9 protein-coding genes and 1 pseudogene are annotated in these 14,422 nt (G+C 71.5%); 4 read left to right on the top strand and 6 right to left on the bottom strand.

Annotated elements, in window-relative coordinates:
• Positions 1-23: 23 nt before the first annotated feature.
• The 3 genes and pseudogenes from K415_RS24470 to K415_RS0101900 all read right to left on the bottom strand — a co-directional run.
• Positions 24-257, bottom strand: a pseudogene (locus K415_RS24470) (IS481 family transposase); the annotation flags it as partial.
• A 199-nt stretch (positions 258-456) separates the two neighbouring features.
• Positions 457-1,077 (bottom strand): methyltransferase domain-containing protein, encoded by a 621-nt coding sequence (locus K415_RS22420; protein ID WP_197024632.1) that lies wholly within the window; start codon positions 1,075-1,077, stop codon positions 457-459.
• 292 nt (positions 1,078-1,369) lie between these two features.
• On the bottom strand, positions 1,370-2,956 hold the full coding sequence (locus K415_RS0101900; protein ID WP_024285422.1) for a glycosyltransferase family 39 protein: 1,587 nt from the start codon (positions 2,954-2,956) through the stop codon (positions 1,370-1,372).
• Between the two features lie 729 nt (positions 2,957-3,685).
• On the opposite strand from K415_RS0101900, the gene K415_RS0101890 reads away from it, so the two are divergent.
• Positions 3,686-4,423, top strand: coding sequence for a hypothetical protein (locus K415_RS0101890; protein WP_155859326.1), 738 nt, complete (start codon positions 3,686-3,688; stop codon positions 4,421-4,423).
• Here K415_RS0101890 and K415_RS0101885 read toward each other — a convergent pair.
• The 3 genes from K415_RS0101885 to K415_RS0101875 all read right to left on the bottom strand — a co-directional run bounded on the left by K415_RS0101885 (position 4,394) and on the right by K415_RS0101875 (position 11,266).
• Positions 4,394-5,728, bottom strand: a complete 1,335-nt coding sequence (locus K415_RS0101885) for a hypothetical protein (protein WP_024285419.1) — start codon at positions 5,726-5,728, stop codon at positions 4,394-4,396. The two genes, K415_RS0101890 and K415_RS0101885, sit on opposite strands and share 30 nt — an antisense overlap.
• A 50-nt stretch (positions 5,729-5,778) precedes the next feature.
• Entirely contained in the window at positions 5,779-10,215 is a 4,437-nt protein-coding gene (locus K415_RS0101880) for a PKD domain-containing protein (RefSeq protein WP_024285418.1), read from the bottom strand.
• A 160-nt stretch (positions 10,216-10,375) separates the two neighbouring features.
• Positions 10,376-11,266, bottom strand: coding sequence for a glycosyltransferase family 2 protein (locus K415_RS0101875; protein WP_024285417.1), 891 nt, complete (start codon positions 11,264-11,266; stop codon positions 10,376-10,378).
• A gap of 153 nt (positions 11,267-11,419) precedes the next feature.
• Here K415_RS0101875 and K415_RS0101870 point away from each other — a divergent pair, with 153 nt between their 5' ends.
• From K415_RS0101870 to K415_RS23760, 3 genes are all read left to right on the top strand, one after another.
• Positions 11,420-12,571: a glycosyltransferase family 4 protein gene (locus K415_RS0101870; protein ID WP_029662956.1), complete on the top strand. Its 1,152-nt coding sequence runs from the start codon at positions 11,420-11,422 to the stop codon at positions 12,569-12,571.
• Between the two features lie 56 nt (positions 12,572-12,627).
• Positions 12,628-13,566 carry a glycosyltransferase gene (locus K415_RS0101865; protein WP_029662955.1) on the top strand — a complete coding sequence of 313 codons (939 nt, stop codon included), beginning with the start codon at positions 12,628-12,630 and terminating at the stop codon, positions 13,564-13,566.
• 338 nt (positions 13,567-13,904) lie between these two features.
• Entirely contained in the window at positions 13,905-14,318 is a 414-nt protein-coding gene (locus K415_RS23760) for a hypothetical protein (protein WP_155859325.1), read from the top strand.
• The last annotated feature ends 104 nt before the right edge of the window (positions 14,319-14,422 follow it).

Raw genomic sequence — 14,422 nt, 5'->3', positions numbered from 1 at the left:
ACGTTGGTGACAGGCGGGTGTTCGGGGATGCGCCCGGTCTTCTTGACGTCCACGTGCACCAGGTCACCGGGGTGGGCGTGCTCGTAGCGGCGGGCGGTGACCTTCGAGGCGCGGATGACGTCCCCGGTCAACGGGTCGCACTGCCACCGATAGGGAACCTGGGTCAGGCGCAGCAGCCCGGAGATCGTGCGGGCTGGGACCCTGGTGACCCGCGCCAGCTCATCAGGTCCGCACCGGGCCCTGGCTCGTTCGGCCAGGGCCACCGCCACCTGTTGGGGGCTGCGCGCGATGCCGCTGGACCAGCGACCACCGGCCATGGACCGTCAGGCGAGCATCAGCGTGAGACACGAGGACCTCCGGTCAGCAGAGACGTCAGACACCTCCACTACGCCGGAGGTTCTGCCCTCGCGCCAACAACCGTCAACAACCTCATGAACCACAACATCCGACCGACATTCAGTTCGGCCGCTCGACGGACTTCTGGCCCTGGTCAGACCCGGACGCCGCAGCGGGCCGCGACCAGAACGCCATGAACGTCGGGCTCCATGGGCGCCCCGCGACGACCGCGTCGTCAGGTACGAGGGCGCGGAACTCCCGCAGGCTCAGCAACCGAGTGAACTCACGTCGACCGGCGCGCCACCGGGGCGACCAGTGCTTGAACAGCACGGACGTGTGCGACTCCACCGGGAACCACCGGTTGGGCGTGGTAATGACGAACGAGCGCCCGACCCGGCACGCCTCCTCGACCATCCTGCGCTGGTCGGGCTCCTTGCCAACGTGCTCGATGACGGCGTTGGCGAGGACGAAGTCGACGTAGGAGTCGGGGAACGGCAGTTCGCGCGCGTCGCCGAGGACGAACGGCCACGGTACGTCCACCTCATGGACGTCGAGCGCGGCCACGACCTCGGTCAGGTCGGCGACTGCCCTCTCGACGATTGCCTCGTTGGGGTTGGTTCCGGCGCTGCACCCCACGAAGACGGACGTCTGCACGCCCTGATCGCGGAGGAACGTGGCGATCTTGGCCGCCTTGCGGTGGCGGTTGCGGATGCTGAAGGCTAGGACGACCCTGCGCATCATGCTCGCCACCATCCCCCTCGGGCACGACTCCGACGTCCGGGCCTGCTTCGCCGTCGCGAAACTCCCGATCGAGCGATCGTGTGAGAGCGTCACGCTGGTCGGTCGTTGCCTCGGGCGGGAGTGATCGAAGCCGCCCCAGCCGGGGCGGCTTTCGAAGGCTAGCAGGGCACGCAGCGCGACGTGTTGACCGGCCGCCGCGACGGGTTGAGCCGCGTCCGGCGGTTGTGAGTCCGAGCCCCGGGGGCTCACCGTCGCGCCGGTCCACCGGCCTCCGTCGGGGATGCCTCCGACCTCAGGGTCGGGAGAAGGCGACGACCTCGTCGAGCGGTCCCTGCCAGTCGTCGGTTCGCACGAAGCCCGCCGACGTGAGAAGCGCGTCGTCGGCCAGCCGCGCAGACTCGGGGTAGTCGTGCCGGCGCACCACCCAGACCCGATCCACGAGCTCGATCCGGTGCGCCGCGGAGGACAGGGGCCAGGAGCGGCCCGTGAGGTCACCGGACTCGGCGGGCGTCCGCTCGATGGTCAGGTCGACGAGTTCACGGAACGGGGCCGGGTAGGCCACGGCGATCCCACGTGTCGTCAGCCGCTCCTCACCGTTTCCGCTCGGGTGGCGCGGTGCGAAGTAGATGCCGTCGCCGGGCGCCGCCTGGTCGTCGATGTAGCGTGCGACCTGGCGCCAGTCCGCTCCGCTCTTGGCGTTCTCCGTCCGCTGCGACACCACGACGGGCATGGCCAGCACCACGAGCAGGACCGCGGTCGTCGTCCGTACCCAGGTGCGGCGAAGGAACAGGAGTGCAGCGGCCACGACGATCGCGACCGCGGGTGACGCGAAAGCGAGGTAGCGGGGGCTGTAGGTGCTCGAGATGAGCGCGTAGGCCGTCAGGACGACTGTGGGGATCACGATCCACGGGCACGCCCACCGCAGCAGCTCGAGGGCCGGCGCTGGGCGTGGGCGACGGCGCAACGCGCGGTAGCCCACGTAACCCACCAGTGCCAGTGTCACCGCGGCCAGCGCAACCGCGGCGGGCCGCCACGCCGAGCCCCAGGACAGCGCGGGTTGGGCGATGACGAGCGTCCGCGAGAAGATCGTCGGTGTCTCGCCGAGGAACCACTGGTTGACGACGACGTTCCGGGCGAGCCCGACGAACCCCGGAGAGTTCTCCCCGATCTGTCCCCGCTGCCCCAGCGCGACCAGGATCATGGGTGCTGTCACGGCGAGGCCTGCTCCCGCGGACACCGCCCACGAGACAAGGACGCGAGTTCGCTGCGGCCTCGACAGCCACACGGTCACCGCATGGGCAAGGACCAGCAGGGCCAGGTAGAGGTTGAGCAGGACAGCCGTGGCGACGAGTGCCGCGTACGCCGTCCACCAGGGCGTCCTGCGCCGCTCGAGCGCGATGCTCAGGACGACTGTCGCCCACACACCAGCGGCCGTTGCCAGTGCGAACGGCCTCGCCTCGATGCCCATCCAGGTGACCCGCGGCAGCAGCAGGAAGACCGCGGCGGCCCACAGGCCAAGGCGGGTCGAGACCAGTCGCGTCGCGAGAACGTACGTCCCGGCGGCGGCGACGCCGATCGCGATCGCACTGATCGACCTGAGCGCGAGCTCGCTCGTGCCGAAGGCCGCCGTCCAGGCGTGCATCACCAGGTAGTACGTGGTGTGCACCGCGTCGATGGTGCCGGCCATCCGCCAGAGGTCGCCGAGGCTGCGGGTCGAGGCCGAGATCGTGGCGGCCTCGTCGGTCCACAGCGAGGGGCCCGACGTGCCCAGTGCGACGAGCACCGCACCGACGAGGCCGACGAGCGTCGCTTTCCGCGCGAGGTGCGTCCGAGGGCTGTCGCCGGGCGTGGCCGGGGGCACGGAGGGGGACGTGTGCACCGCCTGGAGCCCCTCCCTGCCGCCGGTAGGTCGTCAGCGACAGCGTAGGGCCCGCCCCGGGAGTCATGGGTGCGTGCCCGGTCTGCGGGACTTCGGCATGGCTCGTCCGGTCTCGTCCGTCACCCGTTTGGGCTATGCTCTGCGCCCATGGCATCTCGCCCCCGACATGCACACCGCGACGCGCCGGCGTCGATCGTCCGCTTCCGCCGCCTCTGGCGAGGCGTTCGGGCGGCGGGTCCACGCTCCCTGGGCGCGCTCGGGGTGATTGCCGCGGTCGGCATCCTGCCGTCCGCGGCCGCGATCACCGCGCGGGCTCAGGGCCAAGGGTGGGATGACCAGGCGGCGAAATCCGAGGCCGTCGCGGCGTGGCTGTCGGAGCGTGGAGCCTTGGGGGACGTCCCGTCGCGCACGTTCGACCGTGCGACGCGTCCCCACCTCCCCGGACCCGTCAAGCGGGCACCCGCCCCTGACCCGGTCGTCCCGCCGACGAACCAGGTCCCGGAGCCTGCGCCGACGGCCGCCCCCTCGGTCCAGGAGACGCCGAAGCCGGCTGCCTCGTCGGCCCCGGAACCGAGCGTCCCCGCGCCGTCCGCGCCGAGTCCGGCGCCCGCCCCCGCGCCGCCCGCGCCGAGTCCGGCGCCCGCACCGCCCGCACCGCCCGCACCGCCCGCGCCGCCCGCGACCGGGTCGGTGGGCGCGGGGGCGGTGGGTGTGCCTGCCGGGAGGGCGTTGACGGTCCATGACGGCGACCTGACGATCACGACGCCGGGTACGGTGATCGACGGTCTGGACATTCGTGGGTTCGTGCGGGTCAAGGCCGCGAACGTGGTGATCCGCAACTCGATCATCCGCGGCCCGGCCACACCCCTGACCGCCCCGATGTCACTGGTGCAGTCCGATGCCGGTCCGGGCACCAACCTGCTGATCGAGGACAGCGAGATCTACGCCCAGGCGCCCTCGCGGTTCGTCGACGGGATCGTGGGCATGGGCTTCACCCTGCGCCGGGTCGACATCCACACCGTGATCGACCAGGTCAAGATCATCGGCGACAACGTCACCGTGGACGGCTCCTACCTGCACGGGAACCTGTTCTACCCGGCCGACGGGACGAACATCGAGTCCCACGACGACAACGTCCAGGTCGCCATCGGGTCGAACATCCAGGTCGTCAACAGCACCCTGTCCGGGTCGACCAACGCCGCGGTGATGATCACCCAAGACCGCGGGTCGGTGGTGGGCTTCACCTTCCGGGGCAACTCCGCCGACAACGGCGCGTGCACGATCAACGTCGCGGAGAAGATCTACGGACCACCGCCGGGGCTCTCGATCACCAACAGCGTCTTCGGCACCGGCCAGGTCCACGCACGATGCGCGATCCTGATGTCGGACACCACCAAGGCCGCAGCCACCATCACCGGCAACACCTTCACCGACGGCTCAGTGGCCACCGCCTCCCGCAGCTACTGACCGCACGGGTTCTCTGGCGGTGAGCGGGGTGAGGTCCCTGCGTTCTCGGCTGATCCATGGCCGGGGACGCAGGGCGAGGCCGACGCCGAGCGCGACCAACGTCAGGGAGCTGTACAGGGGGCCGAACAGCAGGTCCCAGACGAGGCGGACCACGAGCACGGCCATGAGCACGCTCAGGTTGCGTGCGGCCAGCCCGGTCCCCGCACGGCGAAGCATCGCCCAGGCGATGAACGTCGAGAGGGCGAGGCCGGGGATGCCGAACAGCGCCCAGGTGTCACCGATGATCGAGTGGAGCTCGACGAGCTCACCGAACATGTACCTCTCGACGTACCCGTTGTTGGGGTCGTAGCCCAGCTGGGTCATGCCCGCCTTGGCAACGAGGAGCTCCTCGGTCGTCGCGCTCGTGCCGACCCCGAGGCCCCACGGCCGGTGCGTCATGAGGGCAACGGTCGCGCCGATCTCGGGCCGGCCACCGAGGAGGATGTTGCCGGCCGCCTCGACCTGCGCCTCGCTGCGGATCTGGGTCTCCTCGCCGAGGTAGCCCTCGAGGAGAAGCGCTTGGCCCAGGCTGTAGACCGCCCACCCCAGGCCTGCGAGGATGACCACGGCCCGCCAGGCGGAGCCCTTGCGCCGACTGCCGGTGAACCACATCTGCCAGACGGCCAGCGCCGTCGCCAACAGCAGCATGGCGAAGTGCGATCGGCTGTCGTTGACCGCCGAGAACCCCGCGAGCAGCAGGGCGAGGACCACCGCGAGCCACCGCCTACGGACCATCCAGGCGAAGCCGAGCAGCAGGACGGTCAGCGGCATCGCGAGAGCCGACTTCCACGGGTTCGCCATGCCGAGACCGGTCTGTGAGATGCCGGCGACCATGCCGATCCCGAAGAGCATGGCGACGGTGCCGTCCGCGAACACCGTTCGCGCCCAGAGGATCACGCCGACCGCTGTGACGAGACCGACCGTGAGGGCCGTCCAGAACACCACGTACCGGTCGGTGATCGTGTGGTCGGTCGAGGCGAGTGCGGTGAGCCAGATGCCTGAGGCGAGGCACACCGCGGCGATGGCAGCGAACTGGCGTCCACCGGCGAACGCCCGCAGGTGGGGTAACCACACCGGCGCGAACGCAAGGCCGACCGCGGTGCCGAGAGAGACGCCGGAGAAGACCTCGATCCGCATGGCGACCAGGACGAGCAGCCCGGCGATGACGGCCCGCGTGCCGGGCCCGACCATCGGGTCCGGCACGCGGGCCGGCAGCGGAAGCGGCGGTGGGGCGGTCGGGGCGGCCCCCGTCGGTTCGACGAGCATGGTGCGCCCTCCTGACCGCCAGTCGCCTGGTTCGAGGCGGTGCGCAGGCATCAGCCGAGTGGTCCTGCCCACAGGTTGTCGTAGGAGAAGACCACGGCTGGGTTGGCTGTGACGCCGCCGGTGTAGGACTGCAACCCTAGGCCGCCGGCGGTTTGCAGCGCGGCGATGGTGTTGTCGGTCATCGTCGCGTTCCAGGTGGCCGGTTCGGTGGTGCCGACCTTCCAGACCTTGGCCCGCACCGTGGTCGGTGAGGTGCCCTCGACCTGCAGGCGGACCTGGAGCTGGTCACCGGCCGCGAACGTCAGCCCGGTGACCACGCCACCGGCGACCGGGGTGCCGTTGCCGCGGGTCACGTGCAGCTGGACGCTGCTGTCGGCGGCCAGCCGCAGCCGAGCGGCATAGGCATCGGTGCCGACCCGGCGACCCTGGACCGTCAGGAACGTGGTGGCCGACGGCACCCGGTCGGCGCTGACGGTGACCTGGACCTCGGTGTCCGTGGCGGACACCCCGGTCAGGAACGACCCTGCTGTCGCCCCGGCGTTCAGGGTGTGCCGCCCCGCGCCGCCGGTGACCGCGAACAGGCTCGCCGCCCCGGACGTCGTCCAGGGCCCACCGACGTCGGCGGTGCCCCAGCCGTTGGCGACCGTCCGGGCGAAGTCGTCCTGGGCCAGCACCCCGGCCGGCGGGTCGACGGTGACGACCTGGCCGGTGGTGGTGCCGGTGGCGCCGTCGTCGTCGGTGACCGTCAGGCTCACCGTGTAGGTGCCGGCCGTGGCGTAGGTGTGCGTGGCGGTCTGACCGGTGCCGGTGGCCCCGTCACCGAAGTCCCACGCATAGGACGCGATCGTGCCGTCCGGGTCGCTCGACGCGGAGCCGTCCACCGAGACCGCCAGACTCGCGACGCTCGACGTGAACGCCGCCACCGGAACCTGGTTGACCGGCGGGTCGACGGGACCTCCTGGGCTGCCGCCGAGTGGTCCTGCCCACAGGTTGTCGTAGGAGAAGACCACGGCTGGGTTGGCTGTGACGCCGCCGGTGTAGGACTGCAACCCTAGGCCGCCGGCGGTTTGCAGCGCGGCGATGGTGTTGTCGGTCATCGTCGCGTTCCAGGTGGCCGGTTCGGTGGTGCCGACCTTCCAGACCTTGGCCCGCACCGTGGTCGGTGAGGTGCCCTCGACCTGCAGGCGGACCTGGAGCTGGTCACCGGCCGCGAACGTCAGCCCGGTGACCACGCCACCGGCGACCGGGGTGCCGTTGCCGCGGGTCACGTGCAGCTGGACGCTGCTGTCGGCGGCCAGCCGCAGCCGAGCGGCATAGGCATCGGTGCCGACCCGGCGACCCTGGACCGTCAGGAACGTGGTGGCCGACGGCACCCGGTCGGCGCTGACGGTGACCTGGACCTCGGTGTCCGTGGCGGACACCCCGGTCAGGAACGACCCTGCTGTCGCCCCGGCGTTCAGGGTGTGCCGCCCCGCGCCGCCGGTGACCGCGAACAGGCTCGCCGCCCCGGACGTCGTCCAGGGCCCACCGACGTCGGCGGTGCCCCAGCCGTTGGCGACCGTCCGGGCGAAGTCGTCCTGGGCCAGCACCCCGGCCGGCGGGTCGACGGTGACGACCTGGCCGGTGGTGGTGCCGGTGGCGCCGTCGTCGTCGGTGACCGTCAGGCTCACCGTGTAGGTGCCGGCCGTGGCGTAGGTGTGCGTGGCGGTCTGACCGGTGCCGGTGGCCCCGTCACCGAAGTCCCACGCATAGGACGCGATCGTGCCGTCCGGGTCGCTCGACGCGGAGCCGTCCACCGAGACCGCCAGACTCGCGACGCTCGACGTGAACGCCGCCACCGGAACCTGGTTGACCGGCGGGTCGACGGTGACGACCTGGCCGGTGGTGGTGCCGGTGGCGCCGTCGTCGTCGGTGACCGTCAGGCTCACCGTGTAGGTGCCGGCCGTGGCGTAGGTGTGCGTGGCGGTCTGACCGGTGCCGGTGGCCCCGTCACCGAAGTCCCACGCATAGGACGCGATCGTGCCGTCCGGGTCGCTCGACGCGGAGCCGTCCACCGATGCGTCGAGGTAGGTGGTGGCCGCGGTGAACGATGCCGTCGGCACCAGGTTCGGCGCCGTGCCGGTCGTCGCCAGCGCGTAGTGCGCCGCGATCGTCTCGGGGGTCAGCACGGTCGGGTAGACCGCGATCTCGTCGAGCGAGCCGTTGAACGCGGTGTTCGTCGACACGTTCGGGTAGATGCTGATGCTGTCGCCGAGGCGCCAGTAGCCGGCGAAGTTCCGCGCGGTCGTCGTGTCCGTGCGCGAGTCGACCAGGACGCCATCGACGTACAGCTTCATGCCGTCCGCGCCGAGCGTGGCGACCGTGTGGTGCCACTGGCCGTTGTTGTAGGCCAGGGGCGAGCGGACCGTGCGGGCCACACCCACCCACACGCCGAACTGGATGCGCCCCGCGCTGTCCATGTACAGGACACGGTCACGCGCGGTGCTGGTCTGGGTCGAGGCCGCCCGGTTGCCGAAGTTGAGGATCGGCCCGTTCCCTCCGGTGCCCGATGCCTTGAACCAGGCCTCGATCGAGAAGGTGATGCGACCTTGCTCGAGGGTCGACGCGGCCATCCGGGACTGCGAGCTGTTCGTGGTCCGGTAGGCGGTGTCGGGGTCGCCGAGGATCGCGCCCTGGACTCCCTTGGTGATGCTCGTGCCGGTCACGGCGTCGTTCGCTGCGGCCGTGTCGCGCACCGAGGTGCCGGCGGCGTCACCCAGACGCCAGTAGTAGCTGGCGCCCGAGGCCATGACCGCGTTCGCGTAGTCGCTCTGCGTCCCGGTCCCGTCCGCCACGACCTGGACGGTCGAGGAGTTCGCATAGTTCCCATACGGGTCGAGCGCGCGGACCTGGTAGGTGTAGGTCTGGCCCGGGGTCAGCCCGGTGTCGGTGAAGCCCATCCAGGCCCGGTCCCAGTCCTCGTTCCGGAAGGACCCGGTCCACACCGGGTTGGTCGTGTCGCCGTTCCGGAACACCCGGTAGGTGAGGTCGGCGTTGTCGAAGTCGGCGTTCGAGCGCCACGACACCCGCACCGCGCCGGTGCCGGCCGCCCGTGCGGACACCGGGAAGCTCGCACCGGAGTACCGCGGACCCTCGTCGTTCGGCGCGAGCGCGCTGACGGCAAACCGGACGAGGCCCTGCTGGGCGACGTTGTTGACGGTCGGGAACTCGCCCCCCATGACGATGTAGCGCTCGTCACCGGTCACCGACCACGGCCCCTGGGTCTGCCCGGTGAACGTGCCGACGTCCAGGCGCGGGCGCCAGTTGAGGACGGACGGTCCGGGCTGGCCAGCGAAGTTGGTGTAGCCGAGGTGCTCGCGCTGCACGGTCTGGGTGACGGCCTTGGTGACGGCGTTGGCCCGGTAGAAGGTCCAGTCCGGCTCGGTCTGCGCGTGGGAGCGCACGTTTCCGCAGTAGTGGTGGTGGCTGGCCGAGTAGATGACGTCGCCCTGAGGGAACACGTCGTAGGTGTCGCCGTGGCAGTCGAGCACCCACGCGATCTCGCCGGTGTCCCAGTCGGCCGCGAAGATGCCCTCGAGCGTGCCGGCTGTTCGGCCGAAGGTGTACCCGGTGCCGTACATGTAGTCCTCGTCGCCCGAGAGGGCGAGGAGAGCGCCGTTGTCCCCACCGGCGTACCAGATGATCGCGTTGGCCGGGAACGGGAGCTTGGCACCGGTCGTGGCGTCGAGCCGGGCCATGCCTCGGGAGCTGTCCGTGGTGCCGTTCACCGACGTGAAGTTGCCGCCGGCGATCACGGTGGCCCCGTCGGGCGACACGGCGAGCGCATTCACCCGACCGTCGTCCACCGTCGGCGCCCACGGCAGCAGTGCGCCGGTGGCGGCGTCGAACGCCGCGAGCTCTGCGCGTGGCTGGTTCCCCGCACTCGAGAAGATGCCGCCGACGTAGACCGTGGTGTCGGTCGCGGCGATCGCGCGCACCTGGGAGTTCGTGCCCGCGTTGAACGAGGTGATGAGCGCTCCGGTGGCTGTGTCGTAGGCCGCGATGCGGTTCCTCGTCACCCCGGAGATCGACGTGAAGCTGCCGCCGACGTACACGCGCGAGCCGTCGGGCGACGCCGTCACGGCGAGCACCTGACCGTTGGGGTTCGGCGCCCAGCCCGAGTTGAGGACGCCGGTCGTCACATCGAAGGACAGCAGGTTGTTCCGGGTCACCGTGTTGACACCTGCGGGCGATCCCGCGGGCCGAGCACTGGCGAACTGGCCACCGGCGTAGACGGTGTTGCCGACCAGCGCCTCATTCCACACCACGCCGTCGATCTGGACCGTCGGCAGGGGGTCGGCGCTCACGGTCGCCGGGACGCCTGCGATCGGGAGCGTGTCCGCCACAGCGGGGGCCGGTGGCTCGACGGCCATCAGCCCCGTGGCGAGCAGGAGGCCGGCGACGGCGAGGGTGGCCGTGCGGGACAAGCGCGCGGACGCGAACGACATGGCTCCACCTGGGGGCTCGGTGTACGGATGGGCAGACACCCTCCGGTGTCGACGCTAAGCCGTGTCCGCCGTCCATACCAGTGCCTAACGGGTGAAAATGGCCCGAAACTGCCGAATGTGCCAAAAGCGGACAGTCACGTCCCGCGCCGCCGCGCCGCGATCAGACCGCTGTCGGGCGGCGCCGCAGCTCGCCCAGTCCGTCCAGCGTCCCGCGCGCTGCGGCGAGCACGGGCGCGGGAGACCGAAGCAGCTGTCGACGACCGCCACGCAGGACCACCTCCCACGCCGCGCCGGCCGCGGTCAGCGCCCAGCGCCGGCGACCGGCTCGATCCAGGTGCTTGGCCGCGAAGAGCAGACGGCCCCGGCAGACGTACCGGTAGTAGACCAGCGACTTGGTGCGGGGGTCGGTGCTCTCCTGGGTGCCGCCGACGTCGTGCGTCGCGACCAGGTCGTCGCGCACGACGAACCGGGCGCCGGCCGCACGCAGCCGCCAGGACAGGTCGACGTCCTCCCAGTACAGGAAGTAGTCCTCGTCGAAGCAGCCCGCCCGCTCGAAGAGCGCGGCATCGAGCGCCAGGCAAGCGGTGGAGATCCACGGCACCGTGCCGCGGACCTCGCCCGTCGGGCGGGCGCGTCCGGTGGCCAGGTCGAGGGAGCCGCCGCGGAACCAGACGCGCCCGTCCGGCCGCAGGATGACGGGCGAAACGACGACGGTCGGGTCGGCCCGGACGGAGGCCACGAGCTCCGCCACCGTCGCGGTCTCGACCGTCTGGTCGGGCTGGAGCAGCACGACCACGTCGCAGCCGAGGGTCCGGGCTCGGCGGACGCCCGCATTGACCCCGGCGCCGAACCCTCCGTTGCGCTCGGGCAGCACGAGCTGCCAGCCGTGGGTAGCCGCCAGCTCGGACACGGCCTCCCGTTCGGCGGTTGTCGACGGGTTGTCCACCACGACGACCGTCGCGTCGGTGCCGGCGGCAGTGGCGACCAGGTGGTCGCCGAGCATGTCGTGGGAACCGTAGTTCACGACGACCAGGGCCGTCCGTGCGTCCATCGGTCACCTCCGATCGTCGTTGGCGTGGCTCGTAGGATACCGATCGGTCCGCGGGGCCCGGCCGGAACGCGGGGCCCCGCGGCCGATAGCATCCGGGCAGGACGTCGTCGGACGGGAGGGGCACCGGTGGGCGAGCAGGGCGAGAGACCGACCGTGAGGCGCCCGGTCGCGCTCGTGGCGCACCCGTTCGCCGACCGCTACGGTTCCGACCGGATGGTTCTCGAGAGCATCCGGGCGCTCGTCGATGCCGGGTGGCGGGTGGCGGTGACCGTGCCGGAGGGCGGGCCACTGGTGGCGATGGTCGAGGAGATCGGTGCGCGGGTCGTGCTGTGTCCGACGCCACGGCTCAGCAAGGCGCTCCTGACCCCCCGGGGTCTCGTCGAGCTCGTCGGCCAGACGCTCCGAGGCACCCGCGACGGGTGGGCCCTGCTGCGGTCGCTGCATCCCGATGTGGTCTACGTGAACACCCTCACGATCCCGTGGTGGATCGTGCTGGCCCGCCTGCGTCGGGTGCCGGTGCTCTGCCATGTGCACGAGGCCGAGCGTTCGGCGCCCTGGTTGGTGCGGACCGCGCTCACGCTTCCGTTGCTGCTGGCGACGGTCGCCGTGGCCAACAGCAGGTTTGCCGTCGGAGTCGTTGCCGAGTCGTTCCCGCGGACGGCCCGGCGCATCCGCATCGTCGACAACGGCGTGGTCGGCCCGCCCGGACGGACACGCGCCCGATCGGCCCTGACGGCTCCGGTCACGCTCCTGTACGTCGGGCGGCTGTCCGCGCGGAAGGGGGTCGACGTCGCCGTCACCGCTGTCGGGCTGCTCCGTGACCGGGGCGTCGACGTCGAGCTCGACGTCGTCGGCGCCGTCTTCCCGGGGTACGAGTGGTATCAGGATGAGCTCGAGCGTCTCGTGGTCCGGCTCGACCTCGGCGACCACGTGCGCATGCACGGCTTCCAGGACCCGGCGTGGCCGTTCTTCGACTCCGCGGACGTGGTCCTCGTGCCCTCCCGCACGGATGAGCCGTTCGGGAACACCGCGGTCGAGGCCGTGCTCAGCGCCCGTCCCGTCGTGGCCAGCGGGTCGGGCGGGCTGGTCGAGGCCACCTCCGGGTATCGGTCCGCCAGGATCGTGCCACCCGGTGACGCGGGTGCGCTCGCCGCGGCTGTCGACGAGGTCGTCGCGTCGTGGGCGACGGTGCGTGCCGAGGCGTGGGAAGACGCGGGACGCGCCGAGGCACGGCACGCACCGGAGCTGTACCGCGCGCGGATCATCGAGATCGTCACCGGCGTCGCCGGTGTCCGGGGGAGGTAGTCGATGCCCGTGTCATCCATCCGCGTGGCCCACACGGCACCCAGCGGCGGCTGCCCGTGACCGCCGGGCCGCCGTCCGCGCGGCGGGTGGTCGTCGCGATGCTGACCTACCGGCGCCCGGACGACCTGCGGCGCGCCGTCCCGGCCTTCCTGGCCCAGGTCGAGGCGGTCGACGGGAACGCCGGCATGCTCGTCGTGGACAACGACCCGGACGGCTCGGCCGCGGAGATCGTCACCGGGTTCGGCAGTGACCTGGTCCGCTACGCCCACGAGCCTGTCCCCGGGATCGCGGCGGCCCGCAACCGTGCCCTCGACGAGTCGTCGGACGTCGACCTGCTCGTCTTCGTCGACGACGACGAGCACCCCACGGCGGGGTGGCTCGAGGCGATGCTCGCCACCTACGAGCGCCACCGGGCGGCATGCGTCGCGGGTCCTGTCGTGTCCGAGTTCGCCGCGGACCCGGAGCCGTGGATCACGGCGGGTCGGTTCTTCGAGCGCCGCCGCATGCCCACCGGCACCGAGATCACTGTCGCGGCCACGAACAACCTGCTCATCGACATGGCTCAGCTCCGGCGGCACGGCGTGCGGTTCGACGAGGTGTTCGGGCTGAGCGGTGGGTCCGACACGTTGCTCACCCGGGCGCTGGTGCGCCGTGGGGCACATCTGGTCTGGTGCGACGAAGCCATCGTCTACGACCGCGTCCCGACGTCCCGGCTGACCCGTCAGTGGGTGCTGCATCGCGCGCGCCGCAGCGGGAACAGCGCGAGCCGGGTGGCGCTGGTGCTCGCAGGATCGATCCCGGCCCGCGCAGGGGTGAGGGTCAGCTACGTCGCCCGGGGGATGGCGCGCATCGCCGCAGGCTCGGTACGGCGATGCGTCGGGCTGGTCACACGATCGGCGACACAGGACGCGCGGGGCCGACGCAGCACCGAGCGGGGGATCGGCATGATGACCGGCGCACTGGGTCATGTGGTCTACGAGTACAAGCGGGACTGAGCTCGGTTGCTGTGCCGTAGGGTCTGAGCGCGTGCGACCGGGTATGCCCTGTGCCGTCCGGCGGAACGCACGTCTGTCGTCCGAGCAGGAGGTTGGGCATGCGTGAAGGTCGCCGTCGGTGGCTGCTCTGGGCCGCCGTGCTGCTCGGAGCCGTCGTCGCTGTGGGTGCAGCGATCTGGGCGTCGACCCCTGACGCGTCGCCGGGAGCAGCGGCGCCGACTGACTCTGCGTCGGGGCGGACAGCCTCATCCGATCCCTCGCCCTCGCCGTCGCCCTCGCCATCGCCGTCGCAGACGCCCGTCCTGCCGCCGTCGAGCACCGACGCCCCGACGGAGCCGGTGCCCGAGACGACGATGCCTCCGGTCGCGCTCGACGAGACGGCGTCGTTCGGCACCGGCGTGACCGCCCGGCTGACGGCCGTCGAATCCGTCGACGGCGAGGCCGACGGACCGGGGGAGGTGGCCGGCCCGGCCGTCCGCATCACGGTCGAGATCACCAACGACACGGCTGAGGCACTGGACCTCCACAAGGTCGTCGTCGACGTCGCCGCGGGCGCGGACCTCGCTCCCGGCGAGCCGTTGAGCGGTCCCGGCGTCCGGTGGCTCGACGGCACGCTCGAGCCGGGTGGCGTCGCGACGGGCGTGTACGTCTTCGCCGTCCCCGCCGATCGGCGCGATCTGGTGCACGTCAAGGTCAGCTACGACCCGGTCCAGCCGACTGTCCTGTTCGAGGGACCGGCGACGCCGGCCTGAGCACGGCTCTGCGGCCGAGATGCACCGCGAACGGGTGAAAACTGTCCGAACCGGACAAATCCTCCCGGGATCCGGATACAGTCGTGCTCACGATCCGCTGGCGG

It is taken from the genome of Cellulomonas sp. KRMCY2 (assembly GCF_000526515.1).
Lineage (GTDB): Bacteria > Actinomycetota > Actinomycetes > Actinomycetales > Cellulomonadaceae > Actinotalea.
This window is presented reverse-complemented; position numbering and strand designations above follow the sequence as displayed.

What these genes read in the sequence shown, in the direction of transcription:
- K415_RS22420 (WP_197024632.1), bottom strand. Translation starts at nt 1,077, where the DNA reads ATGATGCGCAGGGTCGTCCTAGCCTTCAGCATCCGCAACCGCCACCGC.
- K415_RS0101885 (WP_024285419.1), bottom strand. Translation starts at nt 5,728, where the DNA reads ATGCTCGTCGAACCGACGGGGGCCGCCCCGACCGCCCCACCGCCGCTT.
- K415_RS0101880 (WP_024285418.1), bottom strand. Translation starts at nt 10,215, where the DNA reads ATGTCGTTCGCGTCCGCGCGCTTGTCCCGCACGGCCACCCTCGCCGTC.
- K415_RS0101875 (WP_024285417.1), bottom strand. Translation starts at nt 11,266, where the DNA reads ATGGACGCACGGACGGCCCTGGTCGTCGTGAACTACGGTTCCCACGAC.